The organism is Bacillus sp. BC05(2025) (assembly GCF_056725905.1).
Map to the genome: position 1 here is coordinate 280,188 of NZ_JBWYRA010000001.1, position 23,387 is coordinate 303,574.

25 protein-coding genes and 1 pseudogene are annotated in these 23,387 nt (G+C 33.6%); 6 read left to right on the forward strand and 20 right to left on the reverse strand.

The window, feature by feature from the left end; translation table 11 throughout:
• Positions 1-13: 13 nt before the first annotated feature.
• Complete coding sequence (locus ACZ76X_RS01515; protein ID WP_479849266.1) at positions 14-367, reverse strand: MmcQ/YjbR family DNA-binding protein; 354 nt, start codon at positions 365-367, stop codon at positions 14-16.
• 15 nt (positions 368-382) lie between these two features.
• A complete protein-coding gene (locus ACZ76X_RS01520; protein WP_479849267.1) occupies positions 383-787 on the reverse strand; it encodes a GNAT family N-acetyltransferase in 405 nt (134 codons plus the stop codon).
• Positions 788-1,040: 253 nt separating this feature from the next.
• Here ACZ76X_RS01520 and ACZ76X_RS01525 point away from each other — a divergent pair, with 253 nt between their 5' ends.
• Together ACZ76X_RS01525 and ACZ76X_RS01530 are read left to right on the forward strand one after the other, a co-directional pair.
• Entirely contained in the window at positions 1,041-2,426 is a 1,386-nt protein-coding gene (locus ACZ76X_RS01525; protein ID WP_479849268.1) for an S-layer homology domain-containing protein, read from the forward strand.
• A 2-nt stretch (positions 2,427-2,428) separates the two neighbouring features.
• A complete protein-coding gene (locus ACZ76X_RS01530; RefSeq protein WP_098670644.1) occupies positions 2,429-2,641 on the forward strand; it encodes a DUF3006 domain-containing protein in 213 nt (70 codons plus the stop codon).
• A 66-nt stretch (positions 2,642-2,707) separates the two neighbouring features.
• On the opposite strand, the pseudogene ACZ76X_RS01535 reads toward ACZ76X_RS01530, so the two are convergent.
• The 12 genes and pseudogenes from ACZ76X_RS01535 to recQ form a co-directional block, all read right to left on the reverse strand.
• A pseudogene (locus ACZ76X_RS01535) lies at positions 2,708-2,918 on the reverse strand (N-acetylmuramoyl-L-alanine amidase C-terminal domain-containing protein); the annotation flags it as partial.
• A gap of 147 nt (positions 2,919-3,065) precedes the next feature.
• Positions 3,066-3,482: a GNAT family N-acetyltransferase gene (locus tag ACZ76X_RS01540; RefSeq protein ID WP_479849269.1), complete on the reverse strand. Its 417-nt coding sequence runs from the start codon at positions 3,480-3,482 to the stop codon at positions 3,066-3,068.
• Between the two features lie 26 nt (positions 3,483-3,508).
• Positions 3,509-3,886: a hypothetical protein gene (locus ACZ76X_RS01545; RefSeq protein WP_479849270.1), complete on the reverse strand. Its 378-nt coding sequence runs from the start codon at positions 3,884-3,886 to the stop codon at positions 3,509-3,511.
• Positions 3,883-4,662, reverse strand: a complete 780-nt coding sequence (locus tag ACZ76X_RS01550; RefSeq protein WP_479849271.1) for a serine hydrolase — start codon at positions 4,660-4,662, stop codon at positions 3,883-3,885. The genes ACZ76X_RS01545 and ACZ76X_RS01550 overlap by 4 nt, the downstream gene beginning before the upstream one ends.
• 144 nt (positions 4,663-4,806) lie before the next feature.
• Positions 4,807-5,319, reverse strand: a complete 513-nt coding sequence (locus ACZ76X_RS01555; protein ID WP_479849272.1) for an N-acetyltransferase family protein — start codon at positions 5,317-5,319, stop codon at positions 4,807-4,809.
• 29 nt (positions 5,320-5,348) lie between these two features.
• Positions 5,349-6,350, reverse strand: a complete 1,002-nt coding sequence (locus tag ACZ76X_RS01560) for an HAAS signaling domain-containing protein (protein ID WP_479849273.1) — start codon at positions 6,348-6,350, stop codon at positions 5,349-5,351.
• Positions 6,337-6,684 carry a PadR family transcriptional regulator gene (locus tag ACZ76X_RS01565; protein ID WP_479849274.1) on the reverse strand — a complete coding sequence of 116 codons (348 nt, stop codon included), beginning with the start codon at positions 6,682-6,684 and terminating at the stop codon, positions 6,337-6,339. The genes ACZ76X_RS01560 and ACZ76X_RS01565 overlap by 14 nt, the downstream gene beginning before the upstream one ends.
• A 167-nt stretch (positions 6,685-6,851) precedes the next feature.
• Positions 6,852-7,184, reverse strand: a complete 333-nt coding sequence (locus ACZ76X_RS01570) for a DUF952 domain-containing protein (protein ID WP_479849275.1) — start codon at positions 7,182-7,184, stop codon at positions 6,852-6,854.
• A gap of 83 nt (positions 7,185-7,267) precedes the next feature.
• Entirely contained in the window at positions 7,268-9,343 is a 2,076-nt protein-coding gene (locus ACZ76X_RS01575; protein WP_479849276.1) for a HelD family protein, read from the reverse strand.
• Between the two features lie 116 nt (positions 9,344-9,459).
• Positions 9,460-10,203 (reverse strand): class I SAM-dependent methyltransferase, encoded by a 744-nt coding sequence (locus ACZ76X_RS01580; protein WP_479849277.1) that lies wholly within the window; start codon positions 10,201-10,203, stop codon positions 9,460-9,462.
• Positions 10,204-10,379: 176 nt separating this feature from the next.
• Positions 10,380-10,766, reverse strand: a complete 387-nt coding sequence (locus tag ACZ76X_RS01585; RefSeq protein ID WP_479849278.1) for a gamma-glutamylcyclotransferase family protein — start codon at positions 10,764-10,766, stop codon at positions 10,380-10,382.
• Positions 10,767-10,791: 25 nt separating this feature from the next.
• On the reverse strand, positions 10,792-12,909 hold the full coding sequence (gene recQ, locus ACZ76X_RS01590) for a DNA helicase RecQ (RefSeq protein ID WP_479849279.1): 2,118 nt from the start codon (positions 12,907-12,909) through the stop codon (positions 10,792-10,794).
• 1,075 nt (positions 12,910-13,984) lie between these two features.
• Here recQ and ACZ76X_RS01595 point away from each other — a divergent pair.
• The 3 genes from ACZ76X_RS01595 to ACZ76X_RS01605 all read left to right on the forward strand — a co-directional run bounded on the left by ACZ76X_RS01595 (position 13,985) and on the right by ACZ76X_RS01605 (position 15,729).
• Positions 13,985-14,608: an acetylglutamate kinase gene (locus tag ACZ76X_RS01595; RefSeq protein ID WP_479849280.1), complete on the forward strand. Its 624-nt coding sequence runs from the start codon at positions 13,985-13,987 to the stop codon at positions 14,606-14,608.
• 178 nt (positions 14,609-14,786) lie between these two features.
• On the forward strand, positions 14,787-15,143 hold the full coding sequence (locus ACZ76X_RS01600; RefSeq protein WP_000606234.1) for a hypothetical protein: 357 nt from the start codon (positions 14,787-14,789) through the stop codon (positions 15,141-15,143).
• A gap of 133 nt (positions 15,144-15,276) precedes the next feature.
• On the forward strand, positions 15,277-15,729 hold the full coding sequence (locus ACZ76X_RS01605; protein WP_479849281.1) for a hypothetical protein: 453 nt from the start codon (positions 15,277-15,279) through the stop codon (positions 15,727-15,729).
• Positions 15,730-16,175: 446 nt separating this feature from the next.
• Here the strand turns inward: ACZ76X_RS01605 and ACZ76X_RS01610 are convergent, their stop codons facing one another.
• The 3 genes from ACZ76X_RS01610 to ACZ76X_RS01620 all read right to left on the reverse strand — a co-directional run bounded on the left by ACZ76X_RS01610 (position 16,176) and on the right by ACZ76X_RS01620 (position 18,995).
• Positions 16,176-17,006 carry a GH25 family lysozyme gene (locus ACZ76X_RS01610; RefSeq protein ID WP_479849282.1) on the reverse strand — a complete coding sequence of 277 codons (831 nt, stop codon included), beginning with the start codon at positions 17,004-17,006 and terminating at the stop codon, positions 16,176-16,178.
• A gap of 391 nt (positions 17,007-17,397) precedes the next feature.
• Positions 17,398-18,132: an N-acetylmuramoyl-L-alanine amidase gene (locus ACZ76X_RS01615; protein WP_479849283.1), complete on the reverse strand. Its 735-nt coding sequence runs from the start codon at positions 18,130-18,132 to the stop codon at positions 17,398-17,400.
• 413 nt (positions 18,133-18,545) lie between these two features.
• The gene (locus ACZ76X_RS01620; protein WP_479849284.1) at positions 18,546-18,995 is read right to left on the reverse strand and encodes a DUF6884 domain-containing protein; all 450 of its coding nucleotides are present in this window, start codon (positions 18,993-18,995) and stop codon (positions 18,546-18,548) included.
• A 296-nt stretch (positions 18,996-19,291) separates the two neighbouring features.
• Between ACZ76X_RS01620 and ACZ76X_RS01625 the strand changes: the two genes are divergently transcribed.
• Positions 19,292-19,489, forward strand: a complete 198-nt coding sequence (locus ACZ76X_RS01625; protein WP_479849285.1) for a DUF4017 family protein — start codon at positions 19,292-19,294, stop codon at positions 19,487-19,489.
• Positions 19,490-19,507: 18 nt separating this feature from the next.
• Here the strand turns inward: ACZ76X_RS01625 and ACZ76X_RS01630 are convergent, their stop codons facing one another.
• From ACZ76X_RS01630 to ACZ76X_RS01640, 3 genes are all read right to left on the reverse strand, one after another.
• The gene (locus tag ACZ76X_RS01630; protein ID WP_479849286.1) at positions 19,508-21,154 is read right to left on the reverse strand and encodes a M3 family oligoendopeptidase; all 1,647 of its coding nucleotides are present in this window, start codon (positions 21,152-21,154) and stop codon (positions 19,508-19,510) included.
• 109 nt (positions 21,155-21,263) lie between these two features.
• Positions 21,264-22,193: a manganese-dependent inorganic pyrophosphatase gene (gene ppaC, locus ACZ76X_RS01635; protein ID WP_306182832.1), complete on the reverse strand. Its 930-nt coding sequence runs from the start codon at positions 22,191-22,193 to the stop codon at positions 21,264-21,266.
• 315 nt (positions 22,194-22,508) lie between these two features.
• The gene (locus ACZ76X_RS01640) at positions 22,509-23,174 is read right to left on the reverse strand and encodes a lytic polysaccharide monooxygenase (RefSeq protein WP_098669756.1); all 666 of its coding nucleotides are present in this window, start codon (positions 23,172-23,174) and stop codon (positions 22,509-22,511) included.
• Positions 23,175-23,387 lie beyond the last annotated feature (213 nt).

Here is a 23,387-nt window from a genome sequence, read left to right on the forward strand (position 1 = left end):
CCCCTCATACATATTAATCTAATAACTCTTGCTGCTTTTTCTTTGAAAATGACTGTAGAACTAAATCATACGACCAATCAATCATTTTATTAATTTGTTCCTGCTCTACATCCTTATGTAAATAAACTGTATTCCAATGTTTTTTATTCATATGATACCCTGGAATGATTGTATCTGGATAATCATCTCTTATTCTTATTGCAAGTTCTGGATCACATTTTAATGTAATTGCCGCTTTTTCACCTTCTTCATGGTTCAATATCGCAAATATTTTATTGTTGAGCCTCATACATGTTGCATTCCAACCATCTGGTGAATCTTCTGTCGCTTTTCTTTTTGATAAACAATATGTTCTAGTTGCATCCATTCTAATTGACACCTCTTATTCTCTCACGATTTGATTACGATGCATTACAATTTGTTTCGTCGCTTGAAATTGCTTTTCACCATAAAACTTTATTAATTTCTCTCCGCAAAATAAACTAACGATATGAACATGAGATATTTCTTGAAGTAATATTGTTAGCATTTTCTCTCCAATGCCTTTATTTCTTACACTTTCATGTACAACAACATCTTCTATATACGCCCGGAAAACACCGTCAGAAACAACTCTAGCAAATCCGATTAATTCATTTTTTTCCCATACCCCAATCGCTATACTATTCTTTAACATTTTTTGAATATCGTTTTCTTTTCTTTCTGGCCACCAACCGACGGAGTCATAAAGTTTTCTTATTTTTTCTACGCAGATTGGTTGTTCATGTTGCAATTTATACGTGTACATTTTCTTTCTCCCATTTAACATAATTTAAATTATTATAAATAATTGTATAAATTTATAATATAGATTTTACAATTACAATTCAAACAATTCTCTACTACCTTTCCTATTCCTTCTATTAAGTTAGATTATTTCAAATTAATGAATTTATGGAAATACACAACAACTAATAAAATATTTACCTATTAAACTTTGAATTACTTGTAAGAAATGGTAAAGTTAATAAGGTGAAAAATACATTAAGTGAGGCGATTTTTTGAAAAAGTTTAGTTTATTACTATCAGCATTTGTCATGATTTTAACGTTGTTCATTCCAAATCTTACATGTGCTAAATCTTTCCCTGATGTCCAATCTAATCATTGGGCAATTAAAGAAATTAACTATTTATCGGATAACGGCATCATTAATGGTACGCCAGAAGGAACTTTTAAACCGAGTGATCATGTAACTCGTGGACAAATGGCCTTAATGCTAGATTTATCATTAAAATTAGAAAAGCCATCTAAGTATAATCATATTTTTTCTGATGTAACTAAAGGTATCTATTATTACGATTCTGTACATAAGTTAGCACACAATAACATTGTACAACGTGAAAAAAACTACTTCCCTGATCGTTCATTATCTCGTGCAGAAATGGCAGTAGTTCTTGTTAAAACTTTTGATTTGAAACCTACAGGTGCCGATGTCAATTTCCCTGATGTTCCCTCTAATCACTGGGGTTACAATTATGTCAAAATTTTAGCGCAAAATAATATCACTGCTGGATTACCAGATGGTACATTTGGTCCAGATATAAAAGTAACTCGTGAGCAATTTGCTGCATTCTTGGCTCGTGTATTAGAGCCAAATTTCCGTCCAGCTCTTCCTAAGCCTAAAGGTAACTTAGAGGTTCATTATATTGATGTTGGACAAGGTGATGCTACTTTTATTAAATCTCCTAGTGGAGAAACGATCCTGATTGACGCTGGTAACAACGGAAAAGGTAAAGTAGTAGCAAATTATTTAAAAGGATTAGGATACCAATCTATTGATTATATGATCGCTACTCATCCTGATGCTGATCATGTAGGTGGATTAGATGAAGTACTTTATGCTATGAATGTAAAAAACGTATATGCACCTAAAGTAAGTCATACAACTCAAACGTTTAAAGACTTCCTAACTGCAGTAGCTAACAAAGGATTAACAATTAAAGAAGCAAAATCTGGAGTAACTTTACCAATCAATGGTTTAAACACACAATTTTTAGCTCCCGTTAAAGAATACGGTAACGATCTAAATGAGTGGAGTGCTGTATTAAAAGTAACACATGGAAGCAAATCTTTCTTATTTACTGGTGATGCTGAATCTAAAAGTGAGAAAGATATGGTTGCAACACATGGTTCTAGCTTAAAATCTGATGTATTAAAACCTGGTCACCATGGAAGTAAGACATCTTCTTCCCAGTCATTTTTAGATGCAGTGAAACCAAGTATCGCTGTGATCAGTGCCGGTGCAGGTAACCGTTATGGTCATCCTACACAAGAAACTTTAGCAAAGTTAAATGCAATGTCTGTTAATGTATATAGAACTGATTTAAATGGAACTGTAATTATTAATAGTGATGGTTCTAACATTTCTGTAAGAACGGAGAGATAATTATGAAAAGAGGTATTATTGACCGTTTTGAAGGTGAACTAGCAGTTATTGAAGTGAATAACGTAACAATTGATGTACCTAAATCCAAACTCCCTTCCACTGCAAAAGAGGGTGATGTTCTCATAATAGAGGATGATACGTATACAATTGATAAGGGCGAAACAGATAAAAGAAGACGTGAAATACAAGATTTAATGAATAAGCTATTTGAATAGTAAAAAAAGAGTCCTCCAAAACTGGAAGGCTCTTTTTTTACACAAATAGTAGCTATTTATTTATTATTATTCAACTTTATACCACCAACCTTTTCGATCAAGCCAATCTTTCAGAGCCTTTAATTGCGTATCACTAGTTGGTTCAGAAACAAAATACGTTAATCCATCCGATTGTAAAATGAAGGTAGCTGTCATTTTCAAAGAAGTTAACGCTCCCCATAACGTCTAGAGTTTCATAAGGTGAAAAAGCTCCAGATTGGATGATATTTTGCTTAGAAACTTGTGCTTGTATGTTTTCTTGTTTTGGTACTGATTCAGTAAACCAAGAAAGTGGTTTACTTCCTATCAATACATTTACCGATACCTGGTACATCACCTGGTTAGCGATGCTTCTAAAAATCCACTTTTTTGTAAAACACGAATACTATAACCTCTTCTCTAAAAAATGTTGACTATGTCCTTTAGGATGATCTTCAACAACACCATATTCTCGGTAGCCGTGCTTTTTATACAATTCTGGTGCTTGAAAACTAAATGAATCTAATAATATTAATCTACAACCTTTTTCCTTCGCAATGTCTTCAATTTTATGTAACAGTTGACTACCATAACCATCATGACGAACTGATTCATCAACCCACAAAAAATCTATATGTAGATGATAAAAATACATTGTTCCTGTTACGCCGCCAAAGATTTTCCCATCTTCATTTTTCACTACAAAGCTTACTTGTTCCATTGGCTGTTTTACTTCATCTGCTAAAATAGACATGTTATATTGAATGACTTTATTCTTTATATATTCTCCTTCAATGCGAGTACCATTCTCTATGCGTTTCATATATCTCTTCCTTTCAACTTTGTAAGCTACCTCTCATTTTTACTTTTCCTTTTTAAAATACTAATAAATACGAATCCACCATAGGTAACAAAGCAGGAAAAACCAATTATCCCTGGCACAGAGACATAGCCTATTCTTATATAACTTATAACTGCAAAACAAGCGATAGACAATATAATAGATGGCCAAAATATAATAGCTGTTTTTCTTCGTCCCTGTTTCGATGTATTTTCTTTCTCTTTAGAAACACGTGTACCAAAAAGTAATACAATACAAATGATGATTGCGGCAAAATAAATAGTATCTAATGACAAATTGTGATCGTATAGTGCGATACCCACTTCAAGAGCAATAATCGTTACAATTAAAATAATGATTGTTGATGTCTTTAAATTTCTTTTCAATCGCTCACTCCTAGCATACTTTCACTATATTCTCTGTATATGTGCCTCAAAGCTACTGCAAAAGCTTCATCTACCTCTTTATTTTCACGTCGATCAGGTAAATCTTTTCCCCCAATAACATAAAGAAACGGGAATTCGTTAAATATTCCTATTATACCAATATTCATAGTAGCTGAAGATAGTCCACCTGTCATATGAGCTAAGTGATATGAATGTATTCCTTCATATTCACCCTGCTGCCTTACCATGCCGCCAATAACTGGTTCCCATAATTCCGCTTCTGATTTATAACCCTGAAAAATATGTAATAAAAGTGAAAGAACTTCATTTAATTCTCCAACATTTTTCTCATCTCTAGCGTCCTCTTGTATATGAATTTTTGAAAAATACGTTTGGGCATACATTTTCATAGCATCCCAACCACCACCACAGTACATTACAACTGACTGTGCAACGTAACTATCATGACATGCTATCATCACTTCTACTGCTTTACTAAGTGTTAAAGTCCTTCTTCCTTGTAAATGTGGATACAACTGCGCACTATCTTCATTTGGATTAAATTTAACATGATGAAGTATATCATTCCAATTACGTTTCTTTTCCTTCACCATTTGCGCTACTACAAATCCGATTACTACTTTTGCTGCCGATGCTAACGGAATATTTAATTCACTATTATATGAAGCAACTATACGATTACTTTTTGTAGAATAAATGGCTATCCCAACATAATCAGATTGTATCTCTTTCATTTTTCGAATGACATTTTCCATTTCACAGCCTCTTTTCCGAACGTTATATTACTTTTTAATAATTCAATATATAATATAAAATACCTTTTTTAGAAAACCATTCTTATGGTTACAATAAGAAAAAGGTAGCATGCATTACTCCATGCTACCTAAGATACTAAACTTCTATTCTTCTAAAGGATTTTTAGGACCGCTAAGCTCCAATTGATAAAAAGCTAAATCAAGCCATCTATTAAACTTATAAACAGCCTTTTTGATTGTACCAGCATGAACAAATCCATAGTTTTCATGTAAAGCAATACTTTTCTCATTTTCCGCATCAATTCCAGCAATTAAAATCATATATTCCCTTTCTTTTGCCATTGCAATCAATGCTTTCATTAAAGAAGTTCCTATTCCATTCTTTCTATATTCCTTATGAACGTACACAGAATGCTCAATTGAATATTTATAAGCAGGCCAAGTTCTAAACGGTCCAAATGTCGCAAATCCTACTACTTTATTATTTAGTTCATATACTAAAATTGGATAACCGTCAGCCTTTTTTTGTTCATACCAGTCTATTTTATTTTCAAGGGTTACAGGTTTATACGTATATACGGCCGTTGTATACAATATAGCATCATTATAAATTTCTAACATGTATGTTACATCTTGTTTCCTTGCTTCCCTTATCATCCCATTCTTCCTTTCCTCTAATTTCATTCCTATATACGAATACGAGCTTTTCGGAAACCATCAAATATATTTAACGCAGCAGACAAAATGTAAATGATAATACCTCCTCCAATTAACCACTTTTTAACTTCCTCTGGAGAAGTAGTAAACACATTTGCCACATACGTAATAAATCCTTCATTAAATAAATGCGGATTTACTACAATTACAATGAATACTATTGTTCCAAATATTTGAAGAATAGCATTCACGATTGCCAACTTTTTCGTCCATTGTCCTTGTACTAACTTATAAAGAGATATACCTATTTCAAAGACAATCATAATTACAACGATTGGCCAATACTGAAGTAACACATCTTGGTTAAAAGTTGGCGCGACAAACTTCAATCCGCTTTCTGTACCATGATATACACCTACAAGATGGTTCGCATAAAAATAAAGTGTTGCCCATATTGCCGTCCACATTAACCCGCCAAAAACTTCGAGCTTTGAGATCGACTTTTTCTTTGGAACATACGAAGTATTTTTCAAATCATCAGGTGTCCACTTTTTTAAACTTGTCGTCAACGGTTGAGTACCTTTGTCTTTATCTGTTCTTTCTAAAATTGCAAATACAAGTGTCAACCAGAAAAATACATGGAGGCCTACTTCGATAATTTCCCCAATTCCTTTACCTATCATATTTAAAATAATATTTAATACCGCTTGCTCACCATTATATGCTACAAAATTTTCTGCAACCATTGCAATGAGTGCGATAACAGCTGCAATCGGTATGATCATTTTTAATAACGTCGTATATACATCAAAATAACGTGGTCCAATTAAATGCATCGGCCTATCTAAGTACCCATTTGCCAATGAAACTGGACTCCCCAATTTTTCAAGAACTTTTTTTTCATCATCTTCATTATAATCATCAGGTAACATATCCTCGATTGTTGACCGTAATTCAAGAATAATATCGTCACGATTTTTTTCAGGTAATCTCTTCGCTACTTCTTCTACATAAATATCAATCAAACTCATTTTTGTCCTCCTCCTTTAATAGGTTATAAAGCTCTTTCGAATCCTTTATCCATTCTTTCTTCAGCTGCAGAAACATCTCTAATCCATATTCACTTAAAACATAATACTTACGCGGTCTACTCTCCGTTTTATCCCAACTACTCGTCACTAGCTCCTGCTTTTCTAATCGGCGAAGTAGTGGATATAAAGTACTTTGATCGATTGTAATCCCTGATTGTTCCAATAATTGGACAAGTGAATACCCATATTGCGGTGTTCTTAGCTGGCTTAAAACCGCTAATGTTAATGTACCTCTTCTTAGTTCAGTAATTAACGAATTTAATAAAGCATCCATTCACTCACCTCATTTTCATTACTATATGTCATACAGTATGTGTTTTATACTATGTATCGTACAGTATTATCGTGATAAAAACAATGAATTTTCACAAAAAATAGATAATAAAGAGCACAAACATTGAATTTGCGCTTTTTTAGCTAATTTAAATATCTATCCCCACCTTACCGTTGTACCTCTCGTAATATAAACTCTTCTTTTTCTTTAGTAAATGGGATAACTTCTACAATCGACTCAATATTGATTACTCCATATACATGCGGATATTCTTGACCGTTAGAAGCAAGTTCATATTTTATGTCTGCTTTTAACAGAATTGGATCAATTGTAAGTAATAAAACATCTTCTTCATGACTAAAATGTTTTTCAGCGACTTTTAAAGCTTGTTCTAAAAATGAACAATGAATAAATCCCTCTTCTTTTAATGAGGCTTCATTAATTTCTCCATTTATCTTTGCAATTTCCCAATTTCTTTTCGTTAATACCTTTGTAATCATAGTTATTCTCTCCCCATACCTTTATATAGAAAAACAAGAGGTTCTTCTTTTTGTTACTAGAAAAGCCTCTTGCGTTTTCATTTTTATTTTAATCCGTTAATTAAAGGCGATACTTCTCCACTATGGAAAATCCATAAATCATGAAGCGACCTTGTACATCCGACATACAATAACTTCGCATCGTGTTTTGTATTTTTGTAATGTTCTTCATCAACATCAATTAGTAGAACAGCGTCAAATTCTAACCCTTTCGCCAAGTATACAGGTACTACTGAAATACCACCTTCATATTTACTTTGATCTGCTTCAATGACGTTTACAGCCAATCCTGCCTTTGTTAACTTTTCATATATATCACGGCATTCATCGTCTGTTCTTCCTATTACCGCAATTGTTTTCACATCTTCATTTTGTAAATATTTTATCGTCTTCATAATCTCATTAAATTGATGTTCTGCTTGGATTACTTTAACATCTTCACCACTACGAAAAACTGGTGTCGCAAGCCCTACTGGAATCTCTGCATTTTTAATTATTTCGTTCGCAAATTCAATAATTTCTTTTGTAGAGCGATAACTTCTCGTCAGTTCATAATAACCTGTTTCTTGGAATACTTCCTTAAAAGCACCCCAATCTTCAATCCCTTGATAATCGTAAATTGCTTGAGATAAATCACCTAATATAGTAAAAGAATTACCGAGTGTAATTTCTTTTAATACATAAACTTGGAATGGCGAGAAATCTTGCGCTTCATCAATAACAACGTGATGGAATTTCTGTCCGATTTCAATACCTGTTATGCGGTGATGTATGTATATTAAAGCTGGTAAATCTTCTACATACACTTCTTTTTTACGACAACTCTTTTCAGTTTCTTTCACAAGTTCTTCAGGTAATACTTCGAGTATTTCTTTACTTTTCAATATTGAACTATAAATTGAAAGTGAGCTCATTTTCGGCCAAAACTTCATATAAGTGTTCAATCTCTTAGTCGCTTCTTTTTTTAGTAATTTCTTCTCGTTTGTTTCTCCATATTTTTTTAGCTCAATTTCAATCCAGCGTTTCATTCGGCCGACTAATCTTTCTCTTCTTTTCTTTAATGGATAATGTTTATATTCCACTTGCATCCATTTTTTTATGTCTTCTACTGGAATAATAGCTTTGTCCCATGCCTCAAAATCACTTGTTGGTACTAATTCTTTTTCAAATTGAACCATTCTCTCTTCAATAAAGGACTTAAATTCCAGTGTACCTTTCAATTTACCGAGCATAATTTTTTCTTCATCACGATTAATAGAAAATGCTTCTTTCAACTTTTCTTCTGTTTGCTTCAGTTGCACCGAATCATCTAACGTACGTAATGCCCAATCTGGAAATGTTGTTTGACTAATATTCCCTACACCTAATTCAGGAAGCACACTCGAAATATAGTCTAAAAACAGACTATTGGGAGCGAATACAATCATTCTCTCAGCTTCTAGCTGCTCACGATATTCATAAATTAAAAAAGCAAGGCGATGTAAAGCGATTGTTGTTTTTCCGCTCCCTGCAACCCCTTGAATAAGTAGTGGTAAGTTTCTTTCCGCACGAATAATATCATTTTGCTCCGATTGTATTGTCGAAACAATATCCTTTAGTTTATTATCTTTATTCTCACCTAATCTATATAGAAGAAAATCATCGGCATGTGAGACATCTTCATTTCCTTTTACATATGTATCAACAACACGTTCTAGTTCTCTTTTTCGAATAGAGATGTTTCGCTTTAAATACACATCACCTTCTACTAATCCGTCTGGTGATTGATAAAACGCTAATTCATCACCGCCGGTAAATGAATAAAACATACTTGCAACAGGTGCCCGCCAATCTATTACAATTGGTTTCATAGTGTCTTTATGTGAAACACCTACTTTACCGATGTAGATCGGCATAACATCTTCCTTGCCGTCCTCTTGAAAATCTAATCTTCCAAAGTACGGTTCTTGTACACCGATACGTAAATTTTGCCTATTAGATTCTCTCATACTTTCTAGAATTTGTTCTTTAAAATCATCTCCATAATAAACCGGAATGTTTTCGAGCTGTTCTAATTGATCATCCATCGTACGTAATGTATCTTTCATCCTTTGTAACTCTTCTTCAAAAATGTTGTTCATTTGATGATTCCCTCCTGTCCGTTCTAATTTTCCAGTCGAAATACAATTGTATTAAAAATCCATTTATAAAGTCAATAGTTTTAGTAAGAATTTTCTAAATTAAAGAAGAGTAGAGATTAATCCCTACTCTTCTTTAATTTAATTCGATACGCCAAACATTCATTTAAAGTTGCTAATTCTTTATATTTCCGTTTTTCAAAATGATATGCTCCTCCTGGAAAGATTCCTACAATACTTAAACCAGCTTCAGCACATAGATTGCTAATCTCATCTACCGTATAACAACGTAAAGACTGTGTAACTATATCATTTGGATTATTAGGATGCCACCAATGATCTAGCATTCTTTCATTTATGCTATCATATTCATATTTTCGCATAGCTGAACTTAAGGACATTTCTTGTCCACTTACCTTTTTCCAATACAACGGTTGATAAATATCAATAAGTGCACATCCATCATCCTTCATCCAATTTTTAATTCGTTTTAATAGAATCAATTGTTCATCATCTGATCCTACACCAAATCCATCTAAATAACTAACAACATCAAACTTTTCTTCAAATTTGATTTTATAAAAATCAGCGCAATGAATAGCAATATCATTAGTAGAATGCTCTTTTGCAAACATAACTAACTCTGGTACAAGCTCAACAGTAGTCATCTTTACACGTAACTTAGACATCGATCTTGCAAACCCTCCATTTCCTGCTCCTAGTTCTAACATCGACTGAAATGGATGTCCAATTTGTTCTTGAACTTCTTTCGCAACCTGTTCTAACCAGCTTTCTGTATTAATATCGTAATTGGATAGTTCGAATTGTTTTTCGTAAAATTCCCTCACATCTAATTCGTTCATTATTATTCTCCTCCTGTATATTTTTCTACTACAGGTGAGAAACTAAATTTCTGATACCCATGAAAAATCCTCCTTTTGATTTTTCTATATTTTCACTTTATCAAAATAACCAGATTTTTGACAGTGTCAATTTAAAAAGCAGATAATGGATGTTCCCACTATCTGCTCTATGGCTGCTATTCTTTTTCTCGTTGATACTCTATCCAATCACCAGAAATGATAACTTTCCTTAACATCTCTTTATCTTGAGCGATATACACAAATGCACATATTTCTCTATCGTCTAAATAAATCGTTTCGGTGATTCTGTCATATAAATCACTCTCTGCATTACCTGTGTATTCTTCCAGTTCATCTAATTTTTGCAGCACATCATCATTCACTTCATAAACTTCTCCATATACTTTATCTTTATTTGAACAAATCATTGCTGGATACCCTTCGTTTGTATCAAATAATTTACCATAGGTCCATGCCCTGTCTGCGATGCATTTTGCACCTTGCATAAAATGAGCATTCGTTTGCTCTTTTCTTAACGTGCCATACACAAAAACGTGATACATATATCCCTATCCCCTTTATATGTCTCTACTTTCTAATTTGTAAATAAGCACGAATCATAAAGTAACTCACTTCATTTGGAAGTTGTTCCTTAATCGATTTCAGACCACCCTCTGCATTTTGAACGGCAGTTTCAATCAGTGATTCATATTCTGCAGGAACAAAACTGTTCCAGTCTACTTCCATTCCATCTTCAAAACAACGTATTAAATGATTTTCAATTGTTTGTCTTGATAAGCTACGTTCTTTCGCAATTTCATTTAAATCAATGCCTTGTTTATACATTTCATACGTTTCTAAATGAGAATTTGCTGACGCTTTCCCTGACTTTTTCCGCTCGGTCACCACTTCTGTCTTAATTGTTTCAGCATAGTTTGGGTTTTCCTCAATAAAGTGCTGAATTGCTTGTAAGAAATGAGAACCATACTTCACAAGTTTATGTTCACCAATCCCTTTTACAGTTAAAAGTTCAGAGTCACTTTGCGGCATTTTTGCACACATATCTTTCAACGTTTGGTCAGAGAAAATAACGAATGGGGGTACACCCTCTCCTTGCGCAATTTCTTTACGTACTTCACGAAGTATTTCAAATAAAGGATGATCCTGAACAATTTGTCTTGTCTCTACTCGTTCTTTACGTAAAACATTCTCTTTACCAAGTAACACTTCTTTCCCTTTTTCCGTTACTTTTAATGTCGGATACGTACCGTGTTCAACTGCGATTAACTCATCTGAAATTAAAAACTCAATAAATTCACTGACTTCTTTTACGCTGCGATTTGATAGTAAGCCGTATGTTGGTAAAGTATGAAAATTAAATTCAATCACTTTCTTATTTTTCGAACCCGTTAAAACTTGGGCAATCATTTGTTTTCCAAATCGTTGGTTCGTTCTAATCATACAAGATAGAACCATTTGCGATTCTCTCGTCACATCGATACTTTCGCGGTCGTCCGTACAATTACCACAGCGGCCACAATCTTCTTTCGGCTCTTCTCCAAAGTATTGCAAAATAAATGATTGTAAACATTGTTCTGTATGACAATAGTCAGTCATATTTTGCAGTTTTTCAAGTTCATTTGAAAAACGAGATTCTCCTGTCGATTGATCAATTAAAAAGCGCTGTACTTGCACATCTTGAGAAGAATATAACAATATACATGCACTATCTAAACCGTCACGTCCTGCACGTCCTGCTTCTTGGTAATAACTTTCCATGTTTTTTGGCAGTTGATAATGGATAACGTAACGAATATTCGATTTATCAATCCCCATCCCAAATGCTGATGTCGCTACCATTACACTCACTTCATCACGTAAAAAGAGTTCTTGCTGCTCATTTCGATCGTTATCACTCATACCAGCATGATATTTTGAAACAGAAACTCCCGCTTTCATTAAATCCTCATATAATTGATCAACTACTTTTCTAGTAGCCGCATATATAATCCCAGATTCTTTTTGATTTTGACGAATATAATCCGCTAAATATGCATGACGGTCTTGTCCTTTAATAACAGAAAATGATAAGTTCTCACGCTCAAACGTTGTCATAATCGTGTTTTCTTGATTAATTCCAAGCGTATTGCAAATATCATCACGCACTTGTGGTGTTGCCGTAGCAGTTAATGCTAATACGAGCGGCTTCTCTGGAAGATAATCTAATATGCGATGTATATGTAAATAACTTGGACGGAAATCATGTCCCCACTGCGAAATACAGTGCGCCTCATCAATTGCAATCATCGGGATTTTCATATCGATAAGTTGGTCAACAAACTCCATTGAATCAAGACGCTCAGGCGCCACATAAAGCAACTTATAATGACCTTGTTTCGCTAATTGAATACGTTGATTTGCTTCTGTAATAGAAATAGAACTATTAATATAAGTAGCTGAAATACCGTTTTGTACTAATGTATCTACTTGGTCTTTCATAAGTGATATTAATGGCGATATAACTAACGTCGTTCCTTCGAATACTAATGCGGGAATTTGATAACAAATTGACTTACCACCGCCCGTAGGCATAATACAAACAGTATCTTTCCCATCTAATACATTTTTAATTGTTTCATCTTGTCCTCTTCGGAATGACGAATAACCGAAATAAGACGCTAAAAGTTCTTGAGCTTTTGTAAACAAAAAAGAGTCACCTGCTTTTCTATATCTTTCATCTACTACTATTATATCATCACTTATGCGTCATGAAAGTGATGAATACATAACTAACAGCTTGTTTTTTCATTATTTTATGCTTCTTTTCGTTTTAGAGGCTCATTAACGACTAAAACGAATTTCAAAATAAATATACATTTTATTAACCTTACTTGAATACTACTAATCTTATACATATGAATTCAGGAGGTTACTATATGAAGCACCATAATATTAGTTCCATCAAACAGGAAACAGTACCGAATCAACTCCAATTCTCAAATCATGATACATGGAAATATGAATCATATTATAAATACCAGCCTTTATTTTCTTATAGAAAACTTTTTCATTTTCTTTCTCAACTTTTTAAACGTTAATACGTGGGCGAAATGTCTCCATTCACAAAAAATTTCTCAATATAAACCTTATAGACTTCATACAATACCGTTGATATCATATGAAATATTCTGTTGGATAAACCCCTTAAGTTGACCTGCTTATGTAAGCAGGTCTTTTTTGATTATTTTATATTTCAGTACACTTTTAGTTGTAATTGTAAATCTTTTCTCCATTTTATAACCATACTCCACTCACAACAAATGGTGATAATTACAAAAGTAAACTATAAATGCTCAATATTTAATTATTCAATTCTTTTTTTCTCAATACACAAAACGATTTTCAATTGTTACTATAAAAGTACTCCAGATGAGTTTTTGCTCATCTACATTATCTAGTTAAAGGGATCTGCCGCGGGAAGCAGGTCCCTTTGACTTTATTAAAGAGCCATTTTTATTTGGACACATTTACCAGGTTTTTTTAAGTGAATTTTATGATAATATTACGTAGTCGAGTCCGACATCTCGGCAATACCCTTTTGAGGCTCTGCAACTTCCCTTGCAGAGCCTCTTTTACTTTATATTCAATTTATTTATATATAACGCAATAAAATCCCTCATTTTTTTCCATATCAATTTCTGAAAATAAACGAGGACACGTAACTAATTATAAATTCCCATCATACTTTGAGTTATACATGTTCAAAGGAGTGTTACCGTTTATGTATTCTTATTGGCAATCGCATTACTCCCCCTATCATAACCCTTATGTCCACTTTGATACATCTGTACGTAATTACAGAATTAGTAAAAATGAGAACTTTTTAAAAGGTTATATGCGTTCCTTTTGGGAACAACATGTCGCTTGGACGAGATTAGCTATTATAAGTATTGTCTTTCATTTACCAGACGTTAACGTTACAGTGGGGCGTCTTCTTCAAAATGCAACACATATGGGACTATCACTTGAACCATTCTATGGTGAGGATGCTGTAAAAAAATATAGTGCATTAATTAAAGACCACTTAGTCATTGCAGCGGATCTTGTTAAAGCCGCAAAAGCTGGTGATCAAAATGCCGCTGCCGCTATAGAGAAGAAATGGTATGCTAATGCTGATCAAATTGTCGATTTTCTTAACGCTATCAACCCGTATATAGAAAAAGAAGCATTCCGAAAAATGTTTTATGAACATTTAGCATTAACAAAGGCAGAAGCTCTTGCCTTTCTAAATAAAGATTTTGAAGCAAGTGTAAAACTATACGATAAAATTGAAAAAGAAGCATTAGAAATGGCCGACATGATAACAAATGCAATCGTAAAACAATTCCCGCAAGTATTTCAATAAAGTGAAATTTTAATCAGAGTAGGTATTACTACTCAGTAATACTTGATAAAAATAAATCGATTTCCAAACATAAATCGGCTTATTTAGTTTTCTCCCCATGACATTTCACCTCACCTCTTTACATTTAGCTTATATCGATATATTTTATTAATATCCGTTTTTTATAGGAGGAAATAGTTTGATTAACGCGATTGGCCTCGTTTTTATACTTACAAATAAACACGAGAAAAAAAAGAAAGTTTACCTCAATGAAAAATTTGCACTAATAGATATTATTGATTCTAAAGAAGTATTTGATAATGAAGGAAATCCTTTAGTGGAACTAACATGTAAATACAGTATATATTTAGATGAAAAATATTACTGTAAATCTCTCGATGATTATACCGGACAAGTATTTCCTTTCTTAAGTGCAAAAATAGGAAAAGGTCTTCTAAGAAACTTAAACTACTACTTTTCTTATGTTGATGCCTATGATAAGAAACCACCAGTTAAAGAAATAAGACCACTTATGAAACAAGTAACTAACAGATAGCAAAAAATACAAAAAAGAAAGCATCTAACTCTGGATGTTTTCTTTTTTATTGAAAACTCATCAAATTTCATCCTCTTCTAAAAGTATGTATCCAAGCATATTTTAAATTAAAAACATTGGAGGATTAGACTGAATGAAATACTCAGAAACTATTGTAAGTAAACGACTGCGAATGCTTAAAATGACGGGTATGTTTTTCATGCTAGTATTAATAGCATGGATTGGATATACAAAATTACTTTATGAAAACGGATTTCTTCAAGAAAAAAAGAATTCAGTAGAAGTAATGAATACTAGCATTACAGGAGAAATAGAGCAGCTTTTTCATATAAACTTGCAAGGTTATCGAAAAACAAGCCTTGATGCTGTTATAGAAGCCAGTAAAACAGATCCAAGCGAACTATCCCTAATTGAACTAGTCAACAAATCCTGCTCGCAAGATTGCATAGGCGAACCAGTCACATATGTAAACTCAAACAATGGATATATCTTTTATAAGGAATCTAATGGAACTAATGTAGCTATAACAGTTAAAAAGAAAGACACATGGATAATTGTAAAGAAATCTGTTCAAGATGGAATATAATCTCCCCCCAAAAAAGGAGTACGTATCGTACTCTTTTTTATTATTAATACCTTTCCTCTTCATGCTTACCATAATGGCATTTCGGCTTTGTTTTACAATGACATTTTTCACACTCACACTTCGGTTTCTCTTTGCAACAACATTCGTGAAAATCATTGCGTTTACATCTACATCTCCCAAACATTAAATTATCCCAAAATGTATTACAATTTCGGGAATGCCCACAATGACAAGTATTCCCCATGAATATGCTTCCCCCTTAATAGAATTCATCATATTCTATGTTTGAAAGTATACAAAGGCTTGTTTATTAGTCTATTTTCTCCATATTATAAGTAGTGTTAAAAGATTACATAAAGTGAAACTTTAATCAGTGGGGGTCTTACTGCCCATTAAAGCGGGATAAAAATAAAAAACCGTCACATGACGGCTTTTTATTTAGCAAACTACTCTTTTGTATAAAAATATTTAATTCCTTTCGTATCTAACCAAGCAGTTGCTTTGTCCAGTTCGTTCCCTTGACGATAATCTGTTTCGAAATACACAAGCCCTCGGTTATCTCCACGAGATATTATTTTAGAAGTATATCCAAGCTTATCCATCATTTGAATTATGTCAGGAATTAAATTTACACCAAATTCATAAGTAACTACTTTATTATATTTATTCACTATAATTCCAACCCCTTCTTGTTTTTTTATCGGCTCAACAATTTGATTTGTAAACCAAGCTAAAGGCTTATTTCCAATCAGCTTATTTAAATCACACTTGCCGATACCAGCCACATTCCCTGTTTCTGTGTATTGCCAAATATCACATGGATACGCCGGTTCGTTACCACCATAACGAGGAATCCATACAAAATCAGAATTGACATTTTCCATTCCAAATGGTTCATACATATGATGAGCAATATATAAACCAACCTTCTTAGCTCCTAATCTGCGTAATTCATCAATAAAGGCTTGTGCACCCGCTCTCATATCGTTCATTGTTTTTACTTCTACGTCAGCTACCCAAACTGTTGCATTTTTATCACCACGGTTCCAAAAGTCTCTCGCCTCTATCCGTGCATCCTCTACTGAAACGAAACGACAGAACGCATAATTACCAAACGGAATATTTCTTGCTTTCATTGCTTGTACATAATTTTTATATGAAGGATCTATATAATTTGAACCATCTTGCACACGTGCAATTACAAAATCTAATTGTGGTGCTGCAATATCCCAATTAATGTCGCCATTCCATTTCGAAATATCTACAATATAACCCATTATTTAACATCTCCTTTTTCGTTATTATATTCAAAGCTTGCTTTTTTGCTATTATCATCTAATAAATAGTATGAGAGGTATTGTATTATTTAGTAATAATTTAAAATTCGGCTTATGTATTAAGAAAATAAAATATTATTATGGGTTTAATAAGTAAAGATTTACAAAGCTCTAAACTATAATCAGTAGGAGGCTACAAGCAGTGCAATTCCCAGCTAATTTCTTAGTTTCATCCGAATTTTGAGGTGGGGGTCTTACTACCCGTTAAAGCGGGATAAATAAAACCACCTTTCTGACAGGTGGTTTTGTGTACTACTTTACATATATATTATCCATATTTACAGTTACATAAATATTAGTTACTTAATATAATTAAAAACTAATTTTCGTTTTATCTCAAATACTCATAGTACCATTTACGTGCATCTAACCAAGCTGTAAATTTATCGATATTTCCGGACGGATAGCCATTCGTTATAACATAACCAATTCCATCTTTCTGAACGACAATTTGTCCATCAATACCCGCATCAACCATCGCCTGAGCCAAAACTTGTAAATTGCTAAATGCCACACCACCGGTTTTTACTTTGAGCAAATCCGCTGCACCTCCTCCAGTTTGTCCTGTAAGAGCAAATACAATAGAATTAGCGATTTTATCAACATTCCATTTTGCCATGTCGGATTCATTATCAATAAATCCTAATTCAATAAGAATAGCTGGTGCCTTCGTTCCATTTAATACTGCTAAATCTGTACGTTGTTTCGCACCTCGATCACGCCATCCAATATCTTTTGCTAGTTGAGCTGAGATTTTAGCCGCCAAATCTTTCTGATCATAATACAAAACCTCAACACCCTGTCCATTTCCATCACTTGCATTAAGATGAAAAGAAATAACTAAATCCACAGCATGGGAATTGCTATTCCGAATGATATTATTTAAATTTTGTGATTGAGTTGTCCCTACCTCGTCCGTATCGTCATAAACCGTGTGTCCCAGGGATCTTAACTTAGTCGCCACAGCATCTTTAACTTGCCTATCCAGAACGTGTTCTTTCCGATTCCCAAAATTAGCCCCTTGAACAATACTATTGTGTCCTCCGTGCAAACTATATCTGGCCATTATTTATTACCATCTCCTTTCTTAATATCATATTCAAAACTTGTCTTATTGCTATTCCCTCTTACAATCTTAACTGTCCCCATACATCCTACATTTTCTAAAGGTGAAGGCAAATCGTTTTCGATATAAAGTGAAACTTTAATCAGCCCTCACCAATCGGGCTTTTACGGGCAGCCCAACCCCCACCGAACTTCTTTGCTTCCGCTGAATTTTGAAATGGGGGTCTTACTGCCCGCAAATAGCGGGATAAAAAGTGATGTCACTTCACAAATCTGATTCTTCGTTCTCTAAATTGCATTAACTTGAATGGTGACACGAACAAAAAGCATCACCTTTTTGGCGATGCTTAAAAACTCTATTTTACGTTTTAGCTCCCTAAATAAAATTTAAGATCCTGGTGACCGAAACTATCCTTATATTTCCTCCTCTTCCTTCACTGCACCTTTTAACCTCTGCAACATATACCCAATCCCTTTACAACCTGCTAACGGATACGTAATGATTTCTTCTAAATATAATTGTGTTACTACTTTCTTATGCTTCTTACCTGCAAGTAAAACGATTTCATCAAACTGAAACAAATCTTTTTCTATCATCTGTTGTTTTAATTGTTCCATACTAATAATCTCATCGCTCTTTGAATCAAACGCAAGATCATAGTTTTCTAGTACAATATCATTTGGCCTTAAAAATCCATGCTTCGCTGATAATATAACCCAATTCTCGAAAAACATAGTTGCATATGCTTGACATGCTTTTCCGAACGGGCTAATATACACATCTTTTGCCTCCATCGGTCCGCAATCTGGATACTTATCCCAAATTTTCTTCTTTCCGCATGGAATTATGCATAACCTTTTCATATATTTCTTACCTCTTCTCCTGCATAAGTAAATTAATTATTTTATACATTTTGCCCCCACCATGCTATATAATGATATTAAACATAAATAAATTACATCTTTTACCATATAACCATCTTTTTTACTAATAATTCACTTTTTTTAGATTTGAACACCCATTCCCCTATTTAAACATAGTACACTCCTTGTAAATATTATAATACTACAAACAACGGTATATTTACTTTTCAAATCCCTTAATAAAAATTAAAGTATATAGATAATCAAATATAATATCTTTAGAAGGAGGTGAATATATGAAAAATATACTCCCTGCACTAGTACTCTATATTATTGCTTGCATAATCGCTATGCTTGCTCCAGCGTCTGAAGGCTATAATCATGTTGGCTGGAAGTTGTTTGTTGGGCAAGTGTATGCTATACCTATTTTCCTCATTTCAACAATTATTACATTTTATATAAACAAGAAAAAATCTACAAATAAACAATTATAAGGATAGCAAATGCTATCCTTATTTTAAATCGTTAATTAGATCCAAAATAACGATTGCAGTACTTTCTATTCTTTCTTTCGAAAAATCAAACGTGACACCTGTTTTTTCATATATTTCTTGTATTGGTAGGTTCCAATCTACACTCGCTCCCTCTTTAAAGAAAGTAATCGCTTTTTCTGGATCCTCTCGATACATTTGAAACAATTGCATTGCTCCTATTTGTGCAATTGCGTATTCAATTTTATAAAAAGGAAACTGAACAAAGTGAAATGTCTCTAACCAACTCGAACTGATTTCATTCTCTAATCCTGTAATGTCGACTGATGAATATTGATACCTTTTGCATAGTTCGGAGTATTTCTTATCACGCTCTTCTGATGTATGGTTTGGATTTGTATAAAGCCAGTGCTGGAATACATCTCCTGCAACTGACGATATTAATAAAGACAAAGTACGATATAATTGCACTCGCTGCACTTCTTTATATTCTTCTTCTTGCTTGTAAAAGATATTAAGCTTTTCCATTACTAGTAACTCAAGGCTGAGAGAATACAGCTCAGCCACCTCTTCACGAAGATACCTTTCCTGCATGCTACTTTCATTATTAAATTGTTTATAAAAATGAAATGCATGCCCCAATTCGTGTATCAGTGCATTAATTGCATAAAATGATGGACTAAAATTAGAATACACAAAAACCTCTTTACTATGAGGCAAGGTAAAACAAACAGCTCCTGGTGCTTTATTTTCACGTTCTTCTACGTCAATAAATCCAGCTTTCCTTATATGAATAAATTTCTCATAAAAATATAAATCTGTCTTCCGAAACATTTCTTCCACCCCATCCAATAAATCAATGGCATTTTGAAATGGAGCTTTTGGTACATTACATAGCGTAAGATCCCAAGGGCGATATCTTTTTACACCGAGATTTTTTTTAGAAAGACTTCCCAACTGTTTCCAAATGGGGACAATATACTTTTCTATAGATTCATGAAGCTTATAACATTCTTCAATACTATAATCTCTATTTTTTTGTTTGAAAGCATATTCACTATAATTATTAAATCCCGCATTTAAAGCCATTTCATTCCGCAATTGTACAAGTTCATTCAAAATAAAATTTATATCTATTTTCACTACACTTCTCGCTTCACATAAAGCGTACCAGGCTTTTTTACGAATAACTCTATTTGGGTTATCTAATTTTGCTTTTACAAATGCATATGTCTTTTGCTCGCCTTCCCAATTAATAGATATGTTAGACATTATTTCTCTATATTTCGTAATAAGCTCTTGCTCTTTAACGGAAAGAGTAACCTTCTTTTCATTAAACATTTTACTTTTTACTAATCTTGCTTTTTTCATAAATCCATATTTCTGCTCATCTAATAAGTCGGAAAACGCGCACTCTCTAAATTTCTGGTCAAATTTTGCATTGTATCTTTTTAAAATTGGTTGGATTGTATTTTGATTATACATATGTAAACCACGTATATTTCTGTCATTTGTATCTCTATACGTGGCGATCAAACTACTTGTTATCTCCTCTTCTATTTCAGCAGTTACACGCCGTTCATCCAAAAGCCAACTCTCTAATTCTGAAACAGAAGCAATATTTCGCTCTAAAAGTGACTGTAAGTTATTTTCTAAATCATTAAACATACACAATCCTCCCATTAACTAGTTTGAACTTTCTGTTTTTTATAGATAAAAAAGGACAAGTAGCCAATCCGACTACTTGTCCTTTTTTGTTAAACCATACTCAATACTATTAAGCTTGGAATGCTTCTGTTAATACTGGTACGATTTGTTTTTTACGAGATACAACACCTTTTAAAGTAGCAGTGTTGTTTTCTAGAGATACGTTGTATGCTTTCTCAACAACGTTTGCTGCTTTACCGATCGCAAGACCAACAGAATCGTTAGTTAAGATATCAGTTACAACGAATAAGAATAGGTCTAAACCTTTTTCTTCTACTACTGCAGAGATAACTTTTTCAAGTTCCGCTTGGTGTACAAGAACGTCGTTTGTATCAACAGCGTTTACTTGTGCAATTTCAACTTTCGCATTACCCATTTGGAATTCTTTAGCGTCAAGAGAGATTAATTGCTCCATTGTTTTTCCGCTTAAATCAGCACCAGCTTTTAACATTTCTAAGCCGTAGTTATCAGCATCTACACCAGCGATTTCCGCTAATTCACGAGCTGCCGCTACGTCTTGCTCTGTGCAAGTTGGAGATTTGAATAGTAAAGAATCTGAAATGATTGCAGATAACATTAAACCGGCAACTTCTTTACGAATTGTAACGCCGTTTTCTTTGTACATTTTGTTTAAGATTGTAGCTGTACAACCAACTGGCTCACAACGGTAGTAAATAGGATCGCTTGTTTCAAAGTTAGCAATACGGTGATGGTCAATAACTTCTAACACACGAACAGATTCGATATCGTTAGCACTTTGTTGACGCTCGTTATGATCAACTAAAATAACGTTGTCCACTTCGTTTGCAACTGTCTCAACAAAACGCGGTCCTTCTACTTTAAAATAGTCTAACGCAAATTGAGTTTCACCGCTGATTTCGCCTAAACGTACAGGCTCAGCATTCATTCCTAATTCTTTTTTCAATTCTGCATAAGCAATTGCAGAACAAATTGCATCTGTATCTGGGTTTTTATGCCCGAAAACTAGTACTTTTTCCATGTTTTCCACCTCTTCATGAAAAGGATATCTTAAAGAAGCAAATATGACAATATTTAAAGCATAATTTTTTATAAATAATTGCACTTTCTTCTATATTTTTCATCGTTTTTCATAAAAAAAGATCATCTAAAATGAATTAGATGATCAAAATGTATATTTTATCCCGCTTTAACGGGCAGTAAGACCCCCACCTCAAAATTCAGCGAAAACAAAGAAGTTCGGTGGGGGTCGGGCTGCCCATAAAAGTCCGATTGGTGAGGGCTGATAATCAGTGGGGGGATGAAGACCCCCCCACTGATTAAAGTTTCACTTTATTTAAAATAAGCTAGGAGCTTGCACTACATGATTTAGCGCGAAATTCGATGCCAAACCGTTATTTACAAGGTTAACATCTATAACTTGATAAAATGCATTCCCAGTATCTGCAATTTCCCACACAGCTAAAATAAGGTGATATCCATTTCTATCAGTTGGTACGTTTGCTTCATGTGTTACCAAAGTTCCTGGTCTAGCTCCACCATCATTTTTTACATAGAATGGTACTAAATCTAAATCAGATCTTGTTAAAGGTTTATTTGGATTCCAATCTTTTTTCGTAATATAGTATTTCCATTCTTTCGTACTATGAGGTGCGGTTAATTTCCACTTAAATGTATTCGCGCCGCCGTTTAACGTAACTTTCTTCCACCTATCAACTGTTTGAACGTCTAAAGCAGGGAAATGACCAGCTCCTGCAATTTGTCCATCAGAAGGTCCTAATTGCGGGAATCCACCTATTCCTTCTACACTTTGCGGCTCATATTGAATTGGTCCGCAGTTTACATTTACCCCTTGCTTACATAAATAAGAACGGCTTGCTGGTGATTCAACATATCCATGAGCTGAAGCTTTTTCTGAAAAACCGAAAGTTAACAATCCCGTAAGTAATATGCCACCACTTAATATAACTTTCTTCACCTTCTGTAAACCTTTCGTTTTCATCACGTCATCCCCTTTCTCATAATAAAGCGAAAATAACTATAGTTGGCTAGTCATCTTCTCTACATCCATTATAAGTCGAGGAGCATAACGAAAAGAACCCTCTAAAAACTTTCTCAAATTCATTTGATCCATTATACAAATTCAAATAACACCGCTAGAGAAATATAGACGTTGTTAAAAATTGAAGTATATTATTTTGAACATGATAGCTTT